This is a genomic window from Photobacterium gaetbulicola (genome assembly GCF_003025515.1).
GTDB lineage: Bacteria > Pseudomonadota > Gammaproteobacteria > Enterobacterales > Vibrionaceae > Photobacterium > Photobacterium gaetbulicola.
In genome coordinates this window covers 73,064-97,081 of the sequence record NZ_PYME01000022.1, presented here as the reverse complement: position 1 = coordinate 97,081, position 24,018 = coordinate 73,064, and the positions used below count along the sequence as shown (strand labels likewise).

Below are 24,018 nucleotides of genomic sequence, written 5' to 3'. Positions count from 1 at the left end.
AAGTTTTGCCGTTTGCTTCCTTCAGATCCCACCTCACGGTGGACACCCTTGCATAGGCTAACGGTTCTCGCTCGACTGAGCCCGTAGAGGACTTTCACCTCCTAGAACAACGCCATGCTCGGCGCACCAAGAAAAAAGCACAGCCTTGCTGTGCTTTTACTTTTTCTTCTCATCCAAGAATTCTCATTCAATATTCCAAGATACATTCCCAACCTTTGTTTCAAGTATTATTTAAGCAAGCTTGGTACAGTTGGTTCAAGCTTGACACAAGCTTATCATACCCTTTTGTATTAATTGATTTTAACCACCTTTCCCTACAATATTCCTATTCGGTTTTTCTTTAACTTCGCGGCTTTCTTTATTATTTATTTTTAATAACTGTTGCAATTCCACTCTCTATTCCAACTTGTGATGCTATTTCTCTTATAGTTATTTCCCCCATATTTTTATCTCATGCAGATTTCACAAAACTGATAATTAAGAACCCAGATTTCACTCATCTTTATTGCACGAGGTTTTCTCGTACATAAAAGCAACAGTTCGTTTTGGACGTTAGGGGTGAGTGATGAAGAACAGTACGTTATTTAAACGTCATCGACTAACAGCCTTAGTAGCAGCTTCAATGTTTGGGTTGACTACCGGTATCGCCAGTGTCAATGCCGAAGTGGTTGAAGGACCTGATTTATCAGGCCTCGGCTCACTCAAAGGCATTAAACCGGCTCCCGTACCAGGGCTCGATGAATATGTAAAAAATGAAAAAGCAGCCATAAAACTTGGCAAGGCGCTATTCTGGGACATGCAGGCAGGTAGTCAGGGGCAAGCTTGTGCAAGCTGTCACTACAGTGCCGGTGCCGATAACCGGACTAAAAACCAAATCAGTCCGGGTCTCAACAATGTCGATGAGACCAAAAGGGAGATTTTTGATCCAACTCAAACGGGAATCGGTGGACCTAACTATACGTTAGTCCCCAATGACTTCCCTTTCCGTGTCTACGCCAATCCTGATGATCGCAATTCAGAAGTCCTATTCGATTCCGACGATGTTGTCTCTTCGCAAGGGGTTGAGGGGCTGGTATTTGACGAACTTTACGGCGGCAGCTTCGGCGACCCAAGGTACTCGGACCGCCGTGAAACCTGTGATACGGTCAAGGATATCTTCCATGTCGGGGACGTGAGCACTCGTCGTGTCGAACCTCGTAATACGCCGACCGTTATCAATGCCATTTTCAACTTCCGTAACTTCTGGGATGGTCGGGCCAATAATACCTTCAACGGGGTTGACCCATTTGGCCGTCGCAACAAAGACGCCAGGGTACTTCATTTCGACCCGTATACCAAATATGTCAGCCAGAAAGAAGTGGATCTGATTAACTCCAGTGCAGCCTCGCAGGCTGTTGGCCCTCCGGGCAGCGCGTTCGAAATGACCTGTGCCAACAAGGCCTTCAGAGACATGGGCAGAAAATTGCTTAATCTCAAACCGCTTGGGCTACAGCAGGTTGACCGATCGGACAGTGTCTTGGGATACGACTCAAGCTATCCAAACGATGGCCTTCGTTCTCGATACAAGGAGATGATCAAAGACGCTTTCAACATCGAGTACTGGGGCTCAGATCAAGACTTTGACGGCTACAGCCAGATGGAGCAAAACTTCAGCTTGTTCTGGGGCTTGGCTATCCAGCTGTACGAAAAAACCTTGATCTCGGATGATTCCCGCTTTGACCGTTATATGGATGGCGACCAATATGCTCTAACCACCCTGGAGAAAAAAGGCCTGGAGGTATTCGTCGACAAAGGAAAATGTGTGAACTGCCACAGTGGTCCGGAATTCTCGAAAGCCATGACGCACTTGATTGCAGAAGAACAGGAGGAAGGCCTGGTTGAGCGGATGCACATGGGAGACGGGGGGATCTCGCTCTATGACAACGGCTTCTACAACATCGGCGTATCGCCAACCACTCGGGACCTGGTCTTAGGAGGGAAAGACCCTTGGGGCAATCCTCTGTCGCATACCCAGCAGTTTATCGAGAAGTTGTTAGGTAACGATGTACCAGATAACTTTGAGGTTGATCCTTGTACCTTCGAGGCCAAGGTGCTTGCAGACGAACCTTGCGACTCAGCAGCCCAAACCAACGCACTTAAAACGCTGGTACTGGAAGGTAACGCACGTACCGCCATTCACGGTGCAGTCAAGACCCCTACGCTCCGTAACATCGAACTAACCGGTCCTTACATGCACAACGGGAGTATGTCGACACTCTGGCAAGTTGTCGAATTCTACAACCGCGGTGGTAACCGCTTCAGTGAAGGCCTTGGCGATTCATCGGGCTTTGGCGATATCACGTCTAACCTCGACCCAGACATTCGCAGCCTAGGGTTAACAGACTACGAGAAGAAAGCACTGGTTGCCTTCTTGAAATCGCTGACCGATGAGCGCGTACGCCAAGAAAAAGCACCATTTGACCATCCACAGCTGTTCATCCCGAACGGTGTTGAAGGGGATGAGTTCTTGGCCGAAACCAACCTCAACGGCTCACCGAAAGAAGAGTGGATCGAAATTCCAATGGTGGGTGCTTACGGCCGTGCCGCGAAAGGTCTGGAACCGCTCAAGCCATTCCTTGATGGTGCTGAGCCTGACTACCAGTCACCGGTATACAATGAGCCGGCACCGGAGCCAGAGCCAGCACCTAAGTACCTGGCAGCCAAGGATGATGCTGTTTCAGCCAAATACGGCTTTACCACGAAGATCAAGCCGCTAGACAATGATGTGGCCGGTGACTACGCCATCGACCCACGCAGCATTGTGATTCACAATGCCCCTAGCAGCCGAGATTGTCGTTACAGCATCCACTTCGATGGCAGCATTTCGATCACACCGCTGAAAGACTACGAGATGAGCATGACTTACAGTGTCAAAGACACCAAAGGCAATGAATCTAACGTGGCCACAGTGAAGATCAACGTTTACCGCTAAGGTATACTGCCAACATAACCTCAAGCCCCGCCGTTGCGGGGCTTTATTTTTGGGTACTGATTTGCGCGCCATCTCTCATTTCCCCCACCACATCCCTATTAACAATTTATTAACTAGAACTATTTCAAACTATTTCTATACTGAATAGTGACAGAAAAACAGGCAGTTATTTTTTACAACTGAAAGAAAGTGCCCATTAGGTGGATAAATCACGGGGATACGCTTTTGGATGTAACTGTTAATAATGGCGATAAAACGTCAATTTCTCATGATAAGGAATAACAGGACGTAATTATGAAGCAAACCCTCAGCTCAACCTTGGCCGCATCAGCTCTTGCTCTCATTCTTGCTGGCTGTGATAGTGGTGGAAACAGTCAGGATCAAGAAATGATCCAATCGCTACAGAGCAAAATTGAAACCCTTGAGCAACAGCTTGCGCAAGCCACAGGCGGTACCGTTGAAACTGTTGAGTCAGGTGCGGAGGAGCTTAAAGCTAAAATTGCAGAGCTTGAAAACCAGCTTGCGGCAAAGGCTGGTGACAGCGACAGTGCGCCAACCTCTACTGCTAGCTCAGAGACCTTGGCCAAAGTGCAGAAGCAAGGATATCTCCAGTGCGGAGTAACAACCGGTTTGCCGGGCTTTTCCAACCCCAATGAAAAAGGCGAATGGGAAGGTCTTGATGTGGAATTCTGCCAGGCAGTGGCAGCCGCTATCCTGGGCGATAAAACCAAGGTGAAATATATCCCGCTGACTGCTAAAGAGCGCTTTACTGCTCTGCAGTCGGGTGAAATTGACCTGTTATCGCGCAATACGACCTGGACCCTTCACCGTGATACCGCCTTGGGGATCAACTTTGCCGGTGTTAACTACTATGACGGCCAAGGCTTCATGATCAACAAAGCCCTTGAAATCGAAAGTGCCGCCGAGCTCGATGGCGCAGCCGTATGCGTGCAGTCAGGAACCACAACAGAGCTCAACCTCGCAGATTACTTCCGCCATCGCGAAATGAAATACACCCCTGTTGTCTTCGATACAGCCGCCCAAACGGTAAAAGGCTTTGAAGCCGGCCGCTGCGATGCGCTAACCACGGATCAATCTGGCTTATATGCCCTGCGACTCAACCTGCCGGATCCATCTTCGGCAGTAGTACTGCCAGATATCATTTCCAAAGAGCCTCTCGGTCCCGCAGTCCGTCAAGGGGACGACCAGTGGTTCAATATTGTGAAATGGACGCTGAATGCCATGATTACCGCTGAAGAGCTTGGGGTGTCATCGCACAACGTCGACGACATGAAAATGTCCAATGATCCCAACATCCGCCGCTTGATTGGCGCTGACGGCCCCAAAGGGAAAGGCCTTGGCCTCAATGATGACTGGGCCTACCAGGTCATCAAGCAGGTCGGCAACTACGGTGAAAGCTTTGAGCGTACTGTCGGCATGAGCTCTCCGCTGGAAATCAAGCGTGGTATCAACGCCCTATGGAATGATGGCGGGCTGTTATATGCGCCGCCAATGCGCTAGTGATCATTGCGATTGCTAGTTAATCGGGAGGGGGGATGCCCCCTCCGGTCAGCGTTTTCTTTTACACAGGATGTGTTGTTTTGGCCGCGAAGAATACAAAAAAGCTGTTGTATAACCCTACTTTTCGTTCTGTGCTGTTTCAGGCTCTTGCTGCTGCAGCACTGTGCTACTTTGTCTACTCCATCATCAACAATGCCCTGACCAACCTTGATCAACGAGGCATTGCAACTGGGTTTGGCTTCCTCAGTCAAGAAGCTGGGTTTGGTATTGGTCTGAGTCTGATAGATTATGACGAGACCTACAGCTATGGCCGGACATTTTTTGTCGGTCTGCTTAATACAGCCCTTGTTTCTGTACTCGGCATTCTGCTGGCCACCCTTCTTGGATTTATCATCGGGATCGCTCGGCTATCGTCAAATTGGCTGGTCAGCCGCTTTGCCGCCGTCTATATCGAAATATTCCGTAATGTCCCGCTGTTGCTGCAAATTTTTTTCTGGTATTTTGCCGTGTTACAGGCACTGCCCTCACCCCGCAACAGCCTCAGCTTCGGCGAAAGTGTCTTTCTTAATGTTCGCGGTCTGTATTTTGCCAAGCCTGTTTTCGGACCAAATGCCTACTGGATCGGCCTTGCCCTGATAGCAGCAATAGTATCGGGCATAAGCTATGCCATCTACGCCAAAAAAAAGCAAAAAGCGACTGGTCAGCAATCCCCTATTCTCTGGGTATCTCTCAGCCTCTTGGTCGTGCTCCCCACCTTTAGCTATTTCGCCAGCGGACAACCGGTTTACCTAGAAGTCCCCGAACTCAAAGGCTTCAACTTCAGAGGAGGCATCGGCATTATTCCCGAGTTGGCTGCGCTGCTACTTGCCTTGAGTATCTACACCGCATCGTTCATTGCAGAAATTGTCCGGGCCGGGATCAACGCGGTCAGCCACGGACAAACAGAGGCTGCGCTTTCTCTCGGCTTGCCTCAAGGTAAAACCCTGCGGTTGGTTGTGATCCCACAAGCCTTGCGAATCATCATCCCGCCACTTACCAGCCAATATCTCAATCTAACCAAAAACTCATCATTGGCAATGGCTATTGGCTACCCCGATCTGGTCTCGGTCTTTGCCGGTACAACACTCAACCAAACCGGGCAAGCCATCGAGATTATTGCCATGACCATGGCGGTATATCTCGCCCTCAGCTTGTTTACTTCACTGCTGATGAATATCTACAACCGCAAAGTCGCACTGGTTGAACGTTAGGAGGCGTGGAAATGCATCAACATCAATTTCGCCCCGACTTGCCTCCACCAGCCAATACGGTCGGTATAGTCGGCTGGCTACGCAAGCACCTGTTTTCCAGCATGGTCAACAGCTTGATGACTCTCATCCTGGGCTATTTGGCCATCATGGCTATCTGGAACATTGTCGACTGGGCGTTGCTCCAGGCTGACTGGGTCGGCACGAGCCGGGATGACTGCCACCGTAACGGTGCTTGCTGGGTGTTTATCTCCGTTCGCTTCAAGCAGTTCATGTTTGGCTTCTATCCCCAGGAAGAGTTGTGGCGGCCACAGTTGTTTTACGTCACTTTGGCTATATTCATGGCCTTGCTCGGCTATGAGAAAACACCGCGCCGAACGTGGATTTGGTTATTCTTCGTCAATGTTTACCCTTTCATCATTGCCGGCCTGCTCTACGGTGGCATCTTTGGCCTTCCCGTGGTTGAAACACACCTCTGGGGAGGCTTGCTGATCACCTTGATCATTGCCATTGTCGGCATCGTCGTCTCCCTTCCGATCGGTATCGCACTGGCATTGGGTAGACGTTCGAATATGCCGGTGATCCGCAGCCTGTGTACGGTTTATATCGAGATCTGGCGCGGTGTGCCGCTTATTACTGTGCTTTTTATGGCATCCGTCATGCTGCCTCTTTTCCTTAGTGCCGAAACCGAAACCAACAAACTGTTCAGGGCATTAATTGGGGTGGTGCTATTTAGCGCAGCCTACATGGCCGAAGTGGTTCGCGGCGGGTTGCAGGCTATCCCCTCCGGACAATATGAAGCAGCAGATGCGCTGGGGCTTGGCTATTGGAAGAAGATGTCTTTGATCGTTTTGCCACAAGCACTGAAAATCAGTATTCCGGCCATCGTCAACACCTTCATCGGCCTTTTCAAAGATACCAGCCTAGTGCTCATTATCGGCATGTTCGATGTCCTTGGGATCGGGCAAGCTGCCAACACCGATCCCAAGTGGCTGGGCTTCGCGACAGAAAGCTATGTCTTCGTGGCGCTGGTGTTCTGGATCTTCTGCTTTGGTATGTCGAGATACAGCATTTATCTGGAAAACAAACTCCATACCGGTCATAAGCGCTAGGTCATAAAGAGGGATAATATGACAGACAATACGCAACGCGATAACAGTGTAAACAACTCACTTGGCCATGCAGCTATGATCACCATGACCGAAGTAAATAAATGGTACGGTGATTTCCATGTCCTCAAAGACATTAACCTCACGGTCAAAAAAGGCGAAAAAATCGTTATCTGCGGCCCGTCAGGCTCAGGAAAATCAACGCTTATCCGCTGTATCAACCGTTTGGAAGAGCACCAGCAAGGGCAGATTATTGTCGCTGGCAACGAGCTGACCAGCGATCTGAAAAACATTGAGCTTGTTCGACGCGAAGTGGGCATGTGCTTCCAGCACTTCAACCTCTTTCCCCACCTCACCGTTCTCGAAAACTGTACCTTGGCCCCTATTTGGGTGAAGAAAATGCCGCAGAAAGAGGCCGAGCAAATCGCCATGCAATACTTGGAACGGGTAAAGATCCCCGAACAAGCCAACAAATACCCCGGGCAGCTTTCCGGCGGCCAGCAGCAGCGCGTCGCCATCGCCCGCTCCCTATGTATGACGCCGCAAGTCATGCTATTCGACGAGCCGACCTCAGCACTCGATCCTGAAATGGTCAGGGAAGTACTGGATGTCATGGTTGAACTTGCCAATGAAGGAATGACGATGATTTGCGTCACCCACGAAATGGGATTTGCCCGCCAGGTTGCCGATCGGGTGATCTTCATGGACATGGGCGAAATTATTGAGGAAAACACCCCACAAGCATTTTTCGATAACCCACAATCCGATCGGACACAGCTGTTCTTGAACCAAATACTGCATTAAAGCGTATATTAAACACTCACTTATTGAGGCGCAGCAAGAATGTGCTGTAACATTCATTTACAACTTCGACCACAAAGATAAGGAATTGTTAAGTATCATTCAGGTCATACCGTTACACTGACGGTTATTGTTTGGGGGCAGCCACATTAATTTGATAGACGGCTTGCAATAACGATGAAAAGCCCCAATATACACTTACATTAGCAATCACATATCTAACCCTGAGGGGACTATTTATGAACGATCGTATTGTCAATCGTGGCACAGCTTACGAAAGCGTACTTTCTACAAACAAGGTTCTACGTAACACTTATTTTCTTCTGTCTCTAACGCTTGTATGGTCAGCTGTCGTGGCAGGTTTTGCAATGGCGATGAATCTACCTCACCCGGGCTTGATCATCACACTGGTTGGCTTCTACGGTCTGATGTTCCTGACTGAGAAAAACCGAAACAGCGGTATGGGTATCGTCTTTACCTTCGCGCTAACAGGCTTCATGGGCTACACCCTAGGGCCGATTCTTAACATGTACGTGGGTGCAGGCCTAGGCCATGCTATCGTTCCAGCACTCGGCGGTACGGCACTGACCTTTATGGCCTGTTCGGCCTACGCGCTAACCACCAAGCGTGATCTTTCTTTCCTTGGCGGTATGCTAATGGCGGGCTTTGTTGCCATCATCGTTGCGGTGATTGCCAACATCTTCCTCCAGCTGCCTATGCTGTCACTGGCGATCAGTGGTATGTTCGTGCTGTTCTCATCAGCAGCTATCCTGCTAACAACCCAGAACATTGTTCGTGGTGGTGAAACAAACTACATCTCAGCAACAGTGACGCTGTATGTTTCTATCTACAACCTGTTCCTGAGCCTGCTGCAAATCCTAGGCGTAATGGGCAGTAACGACTAATCATAGCTTCGTTCATCGAAATGACGAAAAAGCGCCGCAAGGCGCTTTTTTTATAGCCGTAACCTTGCAGCCAACCTTGAATATCACTATGCTTTGGCCGTTCTATATGCGAGGCAAACATGCTTGAATTTGAAGGTAAACAAATAGAAACCGACGCTCACGGTTACCTAAAAAACACCAGCGACTGGTGTGAGGCTCTGGTCCCTGTACTGGCTGATGAAGAAGGTATCACACTGACCGAAGCCCATTGGGAAGTGGTGCGTTTTGTTCGTGAATTCTATCAAGAATTCAATACATCTCCGGCTATAAGAATGCTGGTCAAGGCAATGGCAAAAAAATACGGCGAAGAGAAAGGCAGTTCACGCTACCTGTACAAGCTTTTCCCGAAAGGTCCGGCAAAGCAAGCAACCAAACTGGCAGGCCTGCCAAAACCCGTGAAGTGTATCTAATCGCTCAGCGAATCAATTACGATCCATTCACTGACAAAATGCGGGTGACCTCCACTCGCCTTTTGTTGCCGCGATGCGCGACTAACGCCAGTCCCAGCAGAATAAACTACATAATTTCAAAGCCGTCGTAGTGACGCCAGTCGATTTGTTCCCACGCCACATTATAGACACTGGACGTTCTTGGCCCTGTCTCCAGCCAACCAAGCAGCTGTTTTACCTGTTCTTCTGGCCCGCATGCCATTACTTCCACACTGCCATCCGGTAAGTTCTTCGCGTATCCGGTCAAGCCGCATTTCAGCCCTTCATGGGCGGTATGAAACCTGAAGCCAACCCCTTGAACCATACCGGTTATTAGTGCCTTTACACAAATTTGTGACATAAATCACCTCAAGCTTCCTACTCTCAAAACGATAACAATAAAATACTCGCAAAATATAATGCTATAAGCTTCTGATTTAGGAATTAATATGAAAGAAGTCGCCTTTAGATGGATCGACCGCTACTTAATCCATATCACCCTACAGGAAAAATTCTACTTGTTGTTCCTGCTGCCCGTTATCGCACTAATCAGCGTCGCTACTATATTAGCCGATAGTGCCAGCCAGCAACGTATTGAAATCACGACTCAGCAACTAGAAACCACCGCGTCCCTGTTGTCACAGCAGCAAATTAGCCAAACCGATGCCCAGCGGCTGCTCACCAACACTAACCTCCATGTAGGCCAGGGGGATATCTCCGCCTTTGTCAGCAACATGAACTACACCATTTCATCCGACACCGCTGCCGGGCTATTTGGCCACGTCACCACAGGCCAATGGACGGTAATGGCAAGTATCCTGCTGGTCACGCTGGCTGCGGTGTACTACATCATGACCTTCATTGGCGGTGCCATGTTTACCACCAACAAGGCGCTGCAAAGCCTTGCCGATGGTGACTTAACCAATCGCATGAACTTCTTCAAGGTTCGGGATGAATTCAGCACCATTGCCATTACTATCGATCGGGTTAGCGAGCGGGAGCAGCAACTGGTTCAGGCTACCCAGCAAGCCATTGCGCTGATGCAACAGATCAGCAGCAGCTTGCGCCAGCGCAGCCAAGGCAGCGAGCAGCTGTCATCCTCGCAGCAGCAGCACCTTGACTCCCTAGCCAGTGCGACCGAAGAGATGGCAACCTCTATCCGCGAAGTCGCGTCCCATGCCCACCAAACCTCGGAGCAAACACGCGAAGCACAACAAGTGTCTGAGCAAGGCCGTGCCCAAGTCAACCAAACGCGCAACGCTATCAGCCACCTTAGCGAGGAGATCAGCCAAGCGGCGGATGCCGTTGCCGAGCTGGATACCAACGCTGCCAAAATCGACGATGTGGTCACCACCATCAATGGCATTTCAGAACAAACCAACCTCCTAGCGTTGAACGCCGCCATTGAAGCTGCCCGAGCTGGCGAGCAAGGGCGAGGCTTTGCCGTCGTTGCCGATGAAGTTCGCACTTTGGCAGGCCGGACCCAGAGTGCCACCGTCGAAATTCAGCAGATGATCGAGGCGCTACAGCAAAATAGCCGAAAATTGATGGCCGTTATGCAAAATACGGTCGACAATACACAAAACAGTGAAGCTTTGATGAGCTCAGTCGACAATGAAATATCACATCTCACCGAGCGTAACCAGCATATCTCTGATCGCAGTACCGAAATTGCCGCCGCCGCCGAGCAACAAGGAGCCGTAGCCGATAACATTGCGAGCAATGTCGAGCAGGTGCGAAGCCAGTCCCATCAAATCTGCGGTGCGATCAATGCTTCCGCCAGCGACATTGAACAACTCAATAAGCAAGCTGAGGCGTTGGAATCACTAATGCAAGGCCTAAAAGTCTAATCCCTAGCCACCAGGCAGTGCCAATCACCGGCACTGCCTTTAACTATATCTAAGTCATACCCGCTCAACCACCACCCTGAAGTTGCTTGGCTATATAAATTTGATTTTATGTGGTTTCGACAACATAATACGCCCCCATTCCTTACTCCATACTGGGCAAGTCATGACAGCTTCAATTTATCTGGTTAAAGGCCGTGAAAAATCACTTCGCCGCCGCCATCCATGGGTCTTCTCGCGCGGGATTCAGCGGGTCGAAGGCAAGCCATCGCTTGGCGAAACCGTTGATATCTTCGACCACAAAGGTGAGTGGTTAGCACGCGGTGCTTTTTCTCCGCAATCTCAAATTCGCGTTCGAGTATGGACCTTTGACCGTAGCGAAAAAATCGATGTGGATTTCTTCGTCAACCGCCTGAAAACCGCCCAAGGTTTACGTGACATTCTTGCCGCCCGTGACGGCCTGACCGGTTACCGCTTGATTGCCGCTGAGTCAGATGGCTTGCCTGGTATTACGATCGACCGCTACCAGAACTTCCTTGTGTGCCAGCTGCTAAGCGCTGGTGCCGAGGCGCAAAAAGACGCCTTGGTTGAGGCCCTCAACATTTGCTACCCAGAATGTAGCGTGTACGAGCGCTCTGATGTATCAGTGCGCAAGAAAGAAGGTCTTAAGCAGCGTACCGGTGTACTGTCCGGTGAAGAGCCGCCGAAATTTGTCACCATCGAAGAGAATGGCGTCAAGATCAATGTCGATATCGTGGGTGGCCACAAAACCGGCTTTTACCTAGACCAGCGCGACAGCCGCGAAGCAGCAGTTAAATATGTCAACGGCAAGCGCGTACTTAACTGTTTCTGTTATACCGGCGGATTCGGCCTTTATGCCCTAAAAGGCGGTGCCAGCCAAGTAGTCAATGTTGATGTCTCCCAGCCGGCTCTTGATACGGCACGTATGAATGCCGAGGCCAACGGCTACCCGCTTGAGAATGCCGAATTCCTCAATGCCGATGTGTTCAAGCTGCTGCGCGAATACCGCGAGCGTGGCGAGCTGTTTGATGTTGTTATCATGGATCCACCGAAGTTTGCCGAGTCTAAATCTCAGCTGGTCGGCGCATGCCGTGGCTACAAGGACATCAATATGCTGGCGATGCAGATCCTGAAGCCTGGCGGTACCCTGCTGACCTACTCTTGCTCAGGCCTGATGGATAACAACTTGTTCCAGAAGATCATTGCCGACGCAGCTTTGGATGCCAACCGTGAAGTACAGTTTATCGAGCGCTTCAGCCAAGCGGCCGATCACCCTCTAGACAGTGCTTACCCTGAAGGCTTCTACCTCAAAGGTTTTGCCTGTTACGTGAAGTAACACATATCTTGCTCTTGAGCTATCAGCCCCAAAAGCCAGCAGTAATAATTTGCTGGCTTTTATTTATCCATCGCCTATTGCCATAGGGCGCTAGAGGCTCGGTGCATTGCCTAACCGGATAGCATCGCGGCAGCAGAACCACATAGTGTCATCACGAACAGGAACCATTTCAGTGTTTCTGGCCGGGCTGAAATCGCCATTTTTACAGCAATATGGGAGCCCACCATCGTCCCTGCCGCGAGGATCAAGCCTGGTCCCCACAACACCAGATCTTCCATAATGAACAGCACCAAAGCCACGAGTGTAAAAGCCAGCGCACATAGCATTTTCAATGCATTCGCACGCACCAGATCATAGCGAAGTGTCCCTGCGAGCGCCGCCAGCAATACAAACCCGACCCCGGCTTGGACAAAACCGCCATAGAAGCCAGCCAAACCCAGCCCCCACCATGAACTAGGGGTATCTTTAACTTTTTTGGGTTCCGTCCCCGCAGGCGGTGCAACGATCGCCGGGCGAATTAAAATGACCAGTGCCATTGTCAGCATGGTGCCCAGCAGCAATGGCTTTATCCACGTCGAAGGGGCATAAGCAGCCCCTACAGCCCCCAATAAGCCACCAATGATTGTCGGCAGCAATATGGCTGGTGTATCCGATGTTTCCAGCTTGCCGTGACGACGAAAACCGATCAGAGCCGTCAAGCCTTGTACGGCTACCCCCACCCGATTGGTTGCATTTGCCACCTCAGCGGGCATCCCCATTACCATTAAAGCAGGAAGTGTTAGGTTAGAGCCGCCGCCGGCTAAGGTATTGATGATCCCTGCCAGAAAACCGGTTCCGATCAGCAGGCTCGCCTGTAATAACGACATATCCATTGTATTGTGCTATCCATAAGAAACGTAAGCTATGTATAAGCATTACGTCTAACAAAGTGTTATATTCGCGGACATTATACCCAAGTGATTTCAAATTGCTGGATTCAGCGAGTTTACTTAGGTATAAAAATGGGCATCAAAGTCAGTATTCAGCCCTTATTCAGCTACCTAGCGACAAACTGCTAGGAGAATACCGATAAAAAACCTCTTATTTCGGACATTGTTTTTCAAGGAACCGCTATGAAATTTCGTACAGCGTTAATGGCTATTGCAGCTTGCGGCATTAGCTTCTCCTCTCTTGCTGATGTTAAACTTGAACTCCCTTATCCCGCGGATCTTGTTGTGGTTAATGGTGTTGAGCAAGACGGCAACGACACGTTAACGCTACCCAATGGTGTCAACCAGTTTGCATTCAGGTATATCGACTCGCTGCGTGAAAATGGCGATGATTACCTATTCAAATCAGAGGTTATCATTGTTAAGTTCGAGGCCAGCGACACAACATTGAAACTCGATCTGCCAAAGCTGCGTACCGGACAAGATGCACGTAAATTTGAAAGATCTCCGCAGTTGGCCCTGATTGCAGCCGACGGCGAAAAAATCAGCTTTGAACAAGATAAGCTGATTAAGTCAGGCATTCAGTTTGGCCGTGACTTTGAAAAAGAAGTTGCCGTTTACAACCAGTCAGGCAAAGCAGCTGCGGTTGCTGCAGCAACAACGGCAGTACCAGTGACACTTCCGGCGACCGCTCAACCGGCAGGGACGTCACCTAAGCCACCTGTTGACCCGCAGCAGACACGTAATGTGGCTGAAAACATGCTTAATTACTGGTATGAACAAGCTGATGAAGCAACACGTGAGCGCTTCAAAGCAAAAATCAACCAAGAGTAATCTTGCAAAAAGAGCCTTCGGGCTCTTTTTTCTACACTGGCATCACCAATACTCCCCCCAAATACCGCCTCTCCGACAATCAGCATTTATCGGTTGAAACCTTTCGGCAGCAAGACCATCTGGTACCTAATTTCAGACCTGGAATACGTCATTCGTTCTTTCCGCTTTCGTCTCTAAAGCGACATAAATTTCACCATTATCGGTTCACGGTGCAAATTAAGCTCTTGAACATTTCAAAATAAAAGCAACACACTGCGAAGTGACACGAAAAAATCAACAATTTAGCACATCCCTTCCAACATTCCTTTTATACTTTTTTCACGGCGCAACATAAGAGCTAGATGCCGCCTACAAATTCAATTAATGCGTGTCAACAAGTAAGGAATTTTCAATGAAACATCTGAAACAAGGACAAGCGATAACTCGAATACTCAAACTCAGCACCCTCGCTGTTTCGTGTATGGCGGCTTTCAATGCCATTGCAGCAATGACTCCCATCGCGTCAAGCCTAGCGAGCATCGACGGACCAAACTGCCGTCCCGACGGCTTGTACCAAACACCCGATATTAACGTCCCCTATTGCACCATTTATGATGAAAATGGCCGCGAGATCATGGGGGCTGATCACCCTCGCCGAGTCATAGGGTATTTCACTAGCTGGCGCAGTGGCGATGACCCACAGGCCGCTTACTTGGTCAGTGATATTCCTTGGCAGCAGTTAACCCATATTAACTACGCCTTTGTTAGTATCGGCAGCGACGGCAAGGTCAATGTTGGCGATGTAACTGATCCCGCCAACCCGGCAACTGGCAAAGAGTGGCCAGGAGTGGAAATTGATCCAACCCTCGGCTTCAAGGGACACTTTGGCGCACTCGCTACCTACAAAAAGAAGCACGATGTTAAGACTCTGATTTCTATCGGTGGCTGGGCAGAAACCGGTGGCCACTTTGACGCTAACGGCAACCGAGTTGCCGATGGCGGGTTCTATACCATGACTACCAATGCAGATGGCACAATCAACCACGCCGGCATTGAGAAGTTTGCCACTTCGGCAGTCGCGATGATGCGCCAATATCAATTCGATGGCCTGGACATCGACTATGAATACCCAACCTCGATGGCTGGTGCCGGTAACCCTGATGATAAAGCCTTCATGGAGCCCCGACGTGCCTACCTATGGGCATCGTATCAAGAGCTAATGAAAGTACTTCGTCAAAAACTGGATCAGGCTTCAGCTCAAGACGGCATCCACTATATGCTGACTATCGCCGCTCCCTCTTCGGGCTACCTGCTGCGCGGTATGGAGGACTTTGATGTCACTAAATACCTCGACTATGTCAATATCATGTCCTATGACTTACACGGCGCATGGAATGACCATGTCGGCCACAATGCCGCCCTATTCGACACAGGAAAAGACTCGGAGCTTGCACAGTGGAACGTCTATGATACTGCCGCTTATGGCGGTATTGGCTACCTAAACACGGACTGGGCCTATCACTACTTCCGTGGCTCGATGCCTGCTGGACGTATTAATATTGGGGTACCTTACTATACCCGTGGCTGGCAGGGGGTAACCGGCGGTGAAAATGGGCTTTGGGGCCGTGCAGCCCTACCTAACCAATCATTATGTGCCCCTGGAACTGGCGAAGGCGAGAAAAACAACTGTGGCAATGGTGCCGTTGGTATCGATAATTTGTGGCACGACAAGAACGCTGCCGGCGAGGAAATGGGCGCTGGTTCAAACCCAATGTGGCATGCCATGAACCTTGCCCAAGGTATCTTTGGCAGCTATAGCACAGCGTACAATCTCGACCCGACGAACAACCCTGATCACCAGCTGGTTGGTACGTACACTCGCCACTATGATAACGTTGCTGTAGCTCCTTGGCTGTGGAATGCCGACAAGCAAGTCTTCCTATCTACGGAAGATAAGGCATCCATCAATGTCAAAGCCGATTATGTAGTCGACAAAGAGATCGGCGGGATCATGTTCTGGGAGCTGGCGGGCGACTATAACTGCTACCTACTCGATGCTAATGGCAACCGCACGACTGTGGACACAACAGAAAATGCTTGTCAGACAGGCAATGGCGAATACCACATGGGTAATACCATGACCAAGGCCATTTACGAGAAATTCAAAGCAGCCACGCCTTATGGCAATAAAATTGCCACAGGCGCGATTCCTACAGAAGCACTGGATATTGCCGTTGACGTATCGGGCTTCAAGGTTGGTGATCAGAACTACCCTATCAACCCAAAACTCACCTTCACCAACAACACTGGCCAAGATATACCGGGCGGAACTGAATTCCAGTTTGATATTCCAACCTCATCACCTGATAACGCCAAAGATCAATCTGGTGGCGGCTTAACGGTCATCGCATCGGGCCATACCCGGGCCAACAACATTGGAGGCTTGGAAGGTGTAATGCACCGAGTTGCCTTCACCTTGCCTAGCTGGAAAAGTCTTCCTGCCGGCGGTACGTACGAGCTCGATATGGTTTACTACCTGCCGATATCAGGCCCGGCCAACTATAGTGTCAGCATTGGAGGCAAGGACTTCGCATTTAAGTTCGAACAACCCGACTTACCACTAGGCTCTATCGGCGACGGTAGCGGTGGTGGCGACGGGACCTGTGATACGACGGGTATCAACACCTACCCTAACTGGCCACAGACTGATTGGGCTGGCAACCCGAGCCATGCCAACCAAGGCGATAAAATCATCTACAACGGCGTCGTTTACCAAGCCAACTGGTGGAGCAACTCAACACCGGGCAGTGACGGTAGCTGGGCCGTAGTGTGTACAATTTAACCACTTCAATACAGATATGATGCGCAGGGGCAAACCTGCGCATTAATCAATCAAATCGATGCAAAAACAGTAAGATCCTAACCTCATAAATGAAAGATAAATGAAAAAATCAGCCTAAAGATGATGAAGACCACTGCGCATTGACGCGAACTCTTCCCTCTCACAAGTAAAAAAATGCGATAAAGCGCTCAATTTTCAACCAAACAGTCAAAAGGCTAACATTTCTTTGTTTTCAAAATATGACATCACATTTGACTTTATCAAACAATAAATTATCTCTGTTGCAATTGTAACACTGGATAATTTGACAGGATCTTTCCTCTTTTGGACAAAATTTCATATAAAAATGACAATTGCTTTTAATTACTTGTAATTAATTATTTTTTGAGAAAAACACCACAATAAAACAGGATTTTTTTGCTTTTCAACCTCTTGCCAACATTCCCTTCCACCACGTCAATTACTCACTTTTATGTGTTAGAGTCAGGCTCAATCAACCTTATCGACATAATTGAACATTTTACAGGGACAATGAAAAAACTAACCGTACTATTTGCAATGGCACTGTTTCTACTGCCACTGCAGGCCACCGCCAGTGTAATTACAAGCCAGCCTTACTCTAAAAATCTGCAAGCAGACATCTTGGTTAAGGACATATATAATAAAGCAAAGTTAAATGGAGTTATTAACTATCAAGTATTTAAAGAAGCTTACGAGGCCTATTATAATACTAAGGGTCGTAAAAAACCTGTTCTGACGATCATTGACTACAGCCTTCCGTCAACCAAGGAACGCTTCTTTGTTGTTGACTTACAGCGCAACAAGCTACTCTACCGCACTTTCGTCTCACACGGCGTAAACAGTGGTGGTAAAAATGCCACTAAGTTCTCAAACACCGTCAACTCGCGCCAGACGTCCCTGGGGACCTTTATCACTGATACCACCTACTATGGCGGTAATGGTTACTCACTTCGCCTTGACGGCCTGACACCGGGTGTCAACGACAATGCCAGACGCCGTTACATTGTCATCCACGGTGCTGATTATGCGACGAGATCTTTCATTAACCGTCACGGCTATCTAGGCCGTAGCTGGGGATGTCCTGCACTGCCGACTGAACTATCGCGCGAAATTATCGATACCATTAAGGGCGGCAGCGTTATCTACGCACACGCTTAATTAAATTATCCTGTATTATCGTTTAATAAACAGCAGCTTTTTAAAAGGGAATGCCATTCCTGCATCTTGAAGTAACTTGGGTATATTTATATTGGCATAATATCTAAGCTCATTTGATGTTTTATTTAAGGTGTTGTTTTTATGAGTCATTAATTATTACATCAATGCCTAAATTATTATTCATACCGATTAAACCTTCAGTAGATCAATCATCCATTTAGCAAGGCAGATAATATTCATAGATTAGAATATTCGTATCGGTGTCTAACGATTATAAGTAAAAAAAATCCCTGCCTAGGCAGGGATTTAATGTCAGTCGGGTTTAAATTACGCTAGCGCTTTCTCTGGCGCGATGTATGGGAGATCCAGTGCATCCGACACTTCTTCGCAGGTGATCTGGCCACGGTATACATTCAGGCCGTTCAACAGGTGCTTGTCTTCTTGCAACGCGGCTTTGTAGCCTTTGTCTGCCAGCTTAAGGATGTAAGGCAGAGTCACGTTGTTCAATGCGAATGTCGATGTACGAGCAACCGCACCTGGCATATTAGCCACACAGTAGTGAACCACATCGTCTACGATGTAAGTCGGGTCGCTGTGAGTCGTTGCGTGCGACGTTTCGACACAGCCACCCTGGTCGATTGCAACGTCTACAATAGCAGCACCAGGCTTCATCTTCTTGATCATTTCGGCGGTAACCAGTTTCGGTGCGGCGGCACCGGCAACCAATACCCCACCAACAACAAGATCAGCTTCCAAGACGTGTTTTTCAATCGCATCTTTGGTTGAGTATACACACTGTACAGTGCCACCAAATTGAGCATCTAGCTGGCGCAACACATCGATGTTGCGGTCTAGCACAACCACGTCGGCACGCATGCCCACCGCCATTTGTGCCGCATTGGCACCCACTACACCGCCACCGATAATAACCACTTTCGCTGGCTCAACACCCGGTACACCGGCAAGTAGCATACCGCGGCCGCCTCTTGATTTCTCAAGTGCTTGCGCACCGGCCTGAATAGACATACGGCCCGCAACTTCTGACATAGGAGCCAATAGTGGTAGGCGGCCTTTATCGTCGGTTACTGTTTCATAAGCGATGCACACAGCCTTGCTGTTGATAAGGTCATGCGTCTGCTCTGGGTCTGGCGCAAGGTGAAGGTAAGTAAATAGGATTTGGCCTTCACGAAGCATTGCACGTTCTACGGCTTGTGGCTCCTTAACCTTTACAATCATTTCTGATTCTGCAAATACCGCTTCGGCGGTGGGCAGAATCTGGGCACCTGCTTCAATGTAGTCCTGATCGGTAAAGCCGATACCAGCACCAGCATTGGTCTCTACGTATACCTTATGTCCATGGGCAACGGCTTCGCTGACTGAAGCTGGCACCATACCCACACGGTATTCGTGAACTTTGATTTCCTTAGGTACACCAATAATCATCTTTTGTTTCCTTGCTGCCTCGTTAAAAGATATATACACAATAAAGAAAAAACCTTGGAATGTGCGACCATTTTTTAACTTAAAACCAACAAATCACACTGACATTTTATTATCAACCAGCACAAGAGACTGTTTTTGAGCTGTGTCACACAAGAAAAAACCAACAAACAACAACAAACCAGACCAGTTTACTAACTTTAAAGCAAAAACCAGCCTTTTCCACCAGCAACATAATGCTTATGTAGACATAAACACTACAGTGGCACGAGGAAAAACTCACATTTTTTGTTGTTTTCAAGTGTTTAATGCAAAAAAAGAGACATAGAAGCTGTCACCCGCAACATTTTTCTCTATTTCTTTTATCCGCATTGGACAACGCCCCCACCACCACCTCACGCGCACCAGAACAAATAAAAAACATTTAGGCAACAAAAAAGCCGCTAAAAAGCGGCTTTTTTGTGAGCGTAACCAAAGGTTATTCTTCAAACTCCCAAGGCATATCCGGCAGGGCGTTCAAATTTTCACTGTATCGTTTCAAATCGAAGCTACCGCCATTTTTGGCAACATCAAACACTTCCACCGATAATGCGCAGGCAATCATCTCAATTGCCTCCTCTCTCGGTGTACCTGTCATCATCAAGCGCATCAGGGTTTCTTTCACCTTGATAGGGTTACCTTCTTCCAGTTGGTTTTCTACCGTTTCGACCAGCATCTCCCCGGTCATGATTTCTTCATCTTGCATAACAATGCCTTTCTCTGACCCTTTATCTTGGCCCATTGACTAAAACTGAATTTCTTTGCCTAGCGTGCCAAGTTACTTCAAAAGACTTGGCTCGCTCACAAGCAAAGGCAAAACTATGATGCAACGAGCCAGCTCGCTTGCTGCGCCTGTGCTTCAAGCAGGTTGTCGTAGCGGTACGGCGTCAAGTCTTGGCCAACAGGGTGTAAATCATTGACCACAACCAGCCTAAGACCAGCAGTGTAAGCCGATTGCGCCCCTGTTTGGCTATCTTCGATCGCAACTGCCTGGTTTTCCGCTATACCCAAGGTCCGGCAGGCTAATTGGTAAATCTCGGGGGCTGGCTTATTATTCTTGACATCTTCTCCACAGAAAACATGATCAAAATAATGCAGCCACCCCAGATGAGCCAACATCCCCTCGACATAATTCCTCGGCGAACCCGTAACCACAGCTAATGGCCGCGACCCATGCAGCGACTTAATCAGCTCTAACGCCCCCTGCTTAGCCGGGATCCCTCTTTCTATAATAGCTTTGTAGGTCAGCCGTTCCATATCCGACACAACGGCAGCAGCGGTATGCGGTAAATTAGCAACAGAAGAAAAATGATTGGCGACAATTTCCCATGGCACGCCGGCAAAATCGACAAGAAAATCATGTGCTGATATGTCGATATTCAAACCCGAAAGGTATTGGCTCCAATTCTCAGCGTGGAAAATTTCTGAATCAACCAAAGTGCCATCAAAATCAAAACAAACTGCCTGCATGGGCTTACTCCGCGAACAACAAGACCGACATCTTACCCAGTTAAGCCCATCAAATCCAAGCCAAGTTTACTGACAGGCCCGCTTGGCAGGCTCTTTCACTTACAACTGTGCTTCGAGGATTGAAATACAGCTTGCCAGCGGTACGGCCGGGCTATAAAAGAAACCTTGGACAAAATGGCAGTTCATTTCCCGTAAAATCTCCAGCTGCTTGCGTGTTTCGACCCCTTCGGCGACGACTTGTATCCCTAGCTTATGACTTAAGTCGATAATCAAGGACACCAGCGTACGGTTATCCTGCTTGTCGATCCCCTCGATAAAGCTGCGGTCGATTTTGATGATATTCGGCCTGAGCTCGACCACCGAGCTCAGTGATGAGTAGCCGGTCCCGAAATCGTCAAGGGCGATCTCGATCCCCTTTTGTTTAAACGATGCAAGCAGTGACTGGATGTCACTACTTTCGCTAGAGGCTGTCGATTCGGTGATCTCTACAATGATGGACTTCAGCGGCAGGGCATAAGATTCAATGGTATCCCAAATTGGCGGTAGGCCATTGCTACTGATAAATTCCTTGACCGAACGGTTGATGCTGATACTCACATCAGCAAAACCGGCCAGGTGTAACTGTTTCAGATCATGGCACACCTGGTGTAAAACAAAATCTCCCAACGATCTTATCAAGCCATAGCGCTCTGCAACGGGAATAAACTCGGCCGGAGAAATATTGCCCTCGACCTCGTCCGTCCACCTCACCAAGGCTTCAAAGCGACTAATCTTCCCTGTGCGAGCATCCACAACCGGTTGGTAATAGACCGTCAGCAATTCATCGGAGATCGCCTTCTTGAGACGATCGCGCATTTTCAACTTGTCGATATAATCCGACTGTAATGCGCCATCATACTGGCAGACCCCATTTCGTCCCTGCCCCTTCATGTTATACATAGCGTAGTCGGCGTTCTTTAGCAGTTCGGTATGTGTTTCCCCACTTTCTGGATACGTCGAAATACCAATACTGACAGTGGTATTGACCTCAATATCATCTAGTACAAAGGCTTCTGCCACACTATCAACAACCCGTTGCCCCCACACTCTTGCCGCTCCGGACGTCGTTTCTGGCAACAGGACACAAAATTCATCACCACCATAGCGGCAGATATCATCGGCAACCGGCAACTCCCGCTTGAGGCAACTGGCAATATGAACCAACACCTTATCGCCAAAGTCATGGCCATATAGATCATTGAGCGACTTGAAGTCATCCATATCAATAAACAGCAACGAAAACGCCTGGCCACGCTTGTCGTCAATGGATGCGATATGCTGTTTCACCCTTTTCACGAAACTTCGGCGGTTCACAAGACCGGTCAGCGGATCCTTGTAGGCAAAGAAGGTCAGTTGCTCTTCCGCTTTCTTCCAATGGCTAATATCGCGGAACACCGCCACGTAATTAATGATCTCTTCATTGTCGTCACGGATCACATTGATCGAAATTTCTTCCGGGTAGATCTCGCCATTTTTGCGCCGATTCCACACTTCGCCTTTCCAATGACCATAATGGTTCAGGTTATGCCACAGGAACTGATAGTATTTGTCGTCATGGATCCCTGATGACAAGACATTGGGCGACAGGCCTAGCAGCTCTTTTTCCCGGTACCCCGTCGTTTCTTCGAATGCGCGATTGACCGAAATAATTTTGTTGTCTTTATCTGTGATCAAGATACATTCTGACGTATTATCAAAAACCACCTGTGCACGATCAAGCTGACGCTTGGCTTCCACTGAATGAGTGATATCTCGCTGAATACCTGCGACTTTAGTTGGCCTACCGTTTTCATCTCGGGCAACAATACTGCCTTTTACCGTTAACCAACATTCATTACCGTCAAGGGCTATTCGGCTACTCGGCTTAACCCGAAACTCAAACTGAAATACCGAGGCATGTTGCTGCTGGATAAAACGGTCGAAATAGTCAATCCCTTCTTTCCTATCCTCCTCAACAATGCAGGATAGCCAGATGTCGAGATCATTACCCGCTATCGGTTTCTCTCGGCCTAATATGTGCCAGAATTTGGCCGATGTGGCAAACTCCTTGCGCTCAAGATCAAACTCCCAAATCCCTTCTTCCACGGAATTGAACGTCGTTGTAAGTTGACGGGAAGCTTTATTCAGTTTGGCTGAGATTTGGTAGACATCGGTGACATCATGGACCGTACCGCGTATTTCTACGGCTTTGCCACTGCTGTCTCGCAATACTTCAGCCCGCTTACGCAGATACCGAATACTGCCATCCCGCAGCAGCACCCGGTGTACCAAGTTGTAATTGACACCATCACTCTCAATTGAACGATGAAGGGTATCGAGCACCCATTCACGATCTTCAGGATGGATTAGCTCTGATAGCAATGACAGCGTGGGTTTGACCGATTCATCTTTGAAGTCATAAATACGATAAACTTCTTTACTCCACTCGAAGTGCTGCTCTTGGAGCTTCCACACCCAACTACCTACCTTTGCGACTCGCTGCCCTTCCTCTAGCTGCCACCGTAATTTCACCTGGCGCTGCAATAGGGTTTCATAGCCGACCTCTTGGCCGAGGTAGGTTAAAAACGTATCGCAATACGCCTGTAGCGCATCCACGCAATTGAAGGGATTTTGAAATAGGCAAGAGAGCACACCAACCAATTGACGATTGCGTGCAAACAGGGGAATACCAATATAGGTTGCGGCCAATCCAGCATGCCGGTGTGAATAGCGAGGATATTGTTTTTTTAAAGTCTCTGAGACAATAAAGAGAGTCCCCTGCTTGACGACTTCAGCTTCAGGCACTTCCGCTAAGGAGAGATAACTTGGTTCGCCAAATTTACCTTGATAGCAAGTCGAAAGGATCTCTAGCCCCTCACTATCATCGCTTACCGAGCCAATAATGACATTATCGACAGCAAAAGCGCCATACAAACTCTTGCCGACAGCCTCAAACAGCTCTTTACCACTCAGTTGCCCAAACGTGTTTGTTTTTTTGTAATCCATTAGCATATCAATTATCACCAACGGAAACTTTAAAAGCTTGTTTGGTAATAATACTAT

Annotated in this window: 18 protein-coding genes; 12 read left to right on the top strand and 6 right to left on the bottom strand. The window is 48.7% G+C overall.

What is annotated here, in order from left to right:
* The first annotated feature begins 622 nt into the window (after nt 1–622).
* The 7 genes from C9J03_RS18515 (at nt 623) to tusE (ending at nt 9,003) form a co-directional block, all read left to right on the top strand.
* Complete coding sequence (locus C9J03_RS18515; RefSeq protein ID WP_231580673.1) at nt 623–2,971, top strand: cytochrome-c peroxidase; 2,349 nt, start codon at nt 623–625, stop codon at nt 2,969–2,971.
* A gap of 294 nt (nt 2,972–3,265) precedes the next feature.
* Nucleotides 3,266–4,492 carry an amino acid ABC transporter substrate-binding protein gene (locus tag C9J03_RS18510; RefSeq protein WP_231580674.1) on the top strand — a complete coding sequence of 409 codons (1,227 nt, stop codon included), beginning with the start codon at nt 3,266–3,268 and terminating at the stop codon, nt 4,490–4,492.
* Between the two features lie 80 nt (nt 4,493–4,572).
* A complete protein-coding gene (locus C9J03_RS18505; protein WP_044624530.1) occupies nt 4,573–5,742 on the top strand; it encodes an amino acid ABC transporter permease in 1,170 nt (389 codons plus the stop codon).
* Nucleotides 5,743–5,753: 11 nt separating this feature from the next.
* A complete protein-coding gene (locus C9J03_RS18500; RefSeq protein WP_044623601.1) occupies nt 5,754–6,851 on the top strand; it encodes an amino acid ABC transporter permease in 1,098 nt (365 codons plus the stop codon).
* 75 nt (nt 6,852–6,926) lie between these two features.
* A complete protein-coding gene (locus C9J03_RS18495; RefSeq protein ID WP_044624531.1) occupies nt 6,927–7,652 on the top strand; it encodes an amino acid ABC transporter ATP-binding protein in 726 nt (241 codons plus the stop codon).
* 236 nt (nt 7,653–7,888) lie between these two features.
* Entirely contained in the window at nt 7,889–8,554 is a 666-nt protein-coding gene (locus tag C9J03_RS18490) for a Bax inhibitor-1/YccA family protein (RefSeq protein WP_039469272.1), read from the top strand.
* A gap of 119 nt (nt 8,555–8,673) precedes the next feature.
* Entirely contained in the window at nt 8,674–9,003 is a 330-nt protein-coding gene (tusE, locus tag C9J03_RS18485) for a sulfurtransferase TusE (RefSeq protein WP_044623602.1), read from the top strand.
* A 106-nt stretch (nt 9,004–9,109) separates the two neighbouring features.
* On the opposite strand, the gene yccX is transcribed toward tusE, so the two are convergent.
* Complete coding sequence (gene yccX / locus C9J03_RS18480; RefSeq protein WP_044623603.1) at nt 9,110–9,382, bottom strand: acylphosphatase; 273 nt, start codon at nt 9,380–9,382, stop codon at nt 9,110–9,112.
* A gap of 88 nt (nt 9,383–9,470) precedes the next feature.
* On the opposite strand from yccX, the gene C9J03_RS18475 reads away from it, so the two are divergent.
* A complete protein-coding gene (locus tag C9J03_RS18475) occupies nt 9,471–10,871 on the top strand; it encodes a methyl-accepting chemotaxis protein (RefSeq protein WP_044623604.1) in 1,401 nt (466 codons plus the stop codon).
* Nucleotides 10,872–11,034: 163 nt separating this feature from the next.
* Nucleotides 11,035–12,225 carry a class I SAM-dependent methyltransferase gene (locus tag C9J03_RS18470; protein ID WP_044623605.1) on the top strand — a complete coding sequence of 397 codons (1,191 nt, stop codon included), beginning with the start codon at nt 11,035–11,037 and terminating at the stop codon, nt 12,223–12,225.
* Between the two features lie 110 nt (nt 12,226–12,335).
* On the opposite strand, the gene C9J03_RS18465 is transcribed toward C9J03_RS18470, so the two are convergent.
* A complete protein-coding gene (locus tag C9J03_RS18465) occupies nt 12,336–13,097 on the bottom strand; it encodes a sulfite exporter TauE/SafE family protein (protein WP_044623606.1) in 762 nt (253 codons plus the stop codon).
* A gap of 240 nt (nt 13,098–13,337) precedes the next feature.
* Here C9J03_RS18465 and C9J03_RS18460 point away from each other — a divergent pair, with 240 nt between their 5' ends.
* The 3 genes from C9J03_RS18460 to C9J03_RS18450 all read left to right on the top strand — a co-directional run bounded on the left by C9J03_RS18460 (nt 13,338) and on the right by C9J03_RS18450 (nt 17,988).
* Entirely contained in the window at nt 13,338–13,988 is a 651-nt protein-coding gene (locus C9J03_RS18460) for a YccT family protein (protein WP_044623607.1), read from the top strand.
* 400 nt (nt 13,989–14,388) lie between these two features.
* On the top strand, nt 14,389–16,809 hold the full coding sequence (locus C9J03_RS18455) for a chitinase C-terminal domain-containing protein (protein WP_420813016.1): 2,421 nt from the start codon (nt 14,389–14,391) through the stop codon (nt 16,807–16,809).
* 531 nt (nt 16,810–17,340) lie between these two features.
* A complete protein-coding gene (locus tag C9J03_RS18450; RefSeq protein ID WP_044623609.1) occupies nt 17,341–17,988 on the top strand; it encodes a murein L,D-transpeptidase catalytic domain family protein in 648 nt (215 codons plus the stop codon).
* Between the two features lie 327 nt (nt 17,989–18,315).
* Here C9J03_RS18450 and ald read toward each other — a convergent pair whose 3' ends face one another.
* From ald to C9J03_RS18430, 4 genes are all read right to left on the bottom strand, one after another.
* Complete coding sequence (gene ald / locus C9J03_RS18445; RefSeq protein WP_039469247.1) at nt 18,316–19,431, bottom strand: alanine dehydrogenase; 1,116 nt, start codon at nt 19,429–19,431, stop codon at nt 18,316–18,318.
* A gap of 475 nt (nt 19,432–19,906) precedes the next feature.
* Complete coding sequence (locus C9J03_RS18440) at nt 19,907–20,173, bottom strand: hypothetical protein (protein ID WP_039460506.1); 267 nt, start codon at nt 20,171–20,173, stop codon at nt 19,907–19,909.
* A gap of 113 nt (nt 20,174–20,286) precedes the next feature.
* Entirely contained in the window at nt 20,287–20,937 is a 651-nt protein-coding gene (locus tag C9J03_RS18435; protein ID WP_082060635.1) for an HAD family hydrolase, read from the bottom strand.
* A 99-nt stretch (nt 20,938–21,036) separates the two neighbouring features.
* The gene (locus tag C9J03_RS18430; RefSeq protein ID WP_162845580.1) at nt 21,037–23,961 is read right to left on the bottom strand and encodes a sensor domain-containing protein; all 2,925 of its coding nucleotides are present in this window, start codon (nt 23,959–23,961) and stop codon (nt 21,037–21,039) included.
* Nucleotides 23,962–24,018 lie beyond the last annotated feature (57 nt).

Coding starts and splice junctions, on each gene's coding strand:
- C9J03_RS18435 (WP_082060635.1), bottom strand. CDS start 20,937: ATGCAGGCAGTTTGTTTTGATTTTGATGGCACTTTGGTTGATTCAGAA.
- C9J03_RS18475 (WP_044623604.1), top strand. CDS start 9,471: ATGAAAGAAGTCGCCTTTAGATGGATCGACCGCTACTTAATCCATATC.
- C9J03_RS18460 (WP_044623607.1), top strand. CDS start 13,338: ATGAAATTTCGTACAGCGTTAATGGCTATTGCAGCTTGCGGCATTAGC.
- ald (WP_039469247.1), bottom strand. CDS start 19,431: ATGATTATTGGTGTACCTAAGGAAATCAAAGTTCACGAATACCGTGTG.
- C9J03_RS18495 (WP_044624531.1), top strand. CDS start 6,927: ATGATCACCATGACCGAAGTAAATAAATGGTACGGTGATTTCCATGTC.
- C9J03_RS18470 (WP_044623605.1), top strand. CDS start 11,035: ATGACAGCTTCAATTTATCTGGTTAAAGGCCGTGAAAAATCACTTCGC.
- tusE (WP_044623602.1), top strand. CDS start 8,674: ATGCTTGAATTTGAAGGTAAACAAATAGAAACCGACGCTCACGGTTAC.
- C9J03_RS18510 (WP_231580674.1), top strand. CDS start 3,266: ATGAAGCAAACCCTCAGCTCAACCTTGGCCGCATCAGCTCTTGCTCTC.
- C9J03_RS18430 (WP_162845580.1), bottom strand. CDS start 23,961: ATGGATTACAAAAAAACAAACACGTTTGGGCAACTGAGTGGTAAAGAG.
- C9J03_RS18490 (WP_039469272.1), top strand. CDS start 7,889: ATGAACGATCGTATTGTCAATCGTGGCACAGCTTACGAAAGCGTACTT.
- C9J03_RS18450 (WP_044623609.1), top strand. CDS start 17,341: ATGAAAAAACTAACCGTACTATTTGCAATGGCACTGTTTCTACTGCCA.
- C9J03_RS18465 (WP_044623606.1), bottom strand. CDS start 13,097: ATGGATATGTCGTTATTACAGGCGAGCCTGCTGATCGGAACCGGTTTT.
- C9J03_RS18515 (WP_231580673.1), top strand. CDS start 623: ATGTTTGGGTTGACTACCGGTATCGCCAGTGTCAATGCCGAAGTGGTT.
- yccX (WP_044623603.1), bottom strand. CDS start 9,382: ATGTCACAAATTTGTGTAAAGGCACTAATAACCGGTATGGTTCAAGGG.
- C9J03_RS18440 (WP_039460506.1), bottom strand. CDS start 20,173: ATGCAAGATGAAGAAATCATGACCGGGGAGATGCTGGTCGAAACGGTA.
- C9J03_RS18500 (WP_044623601.1), top strand. CDS start 5,754: ATGCATCAACATCAATTTCGCCCCGACTTGCCTCCACCAGCCAATACG.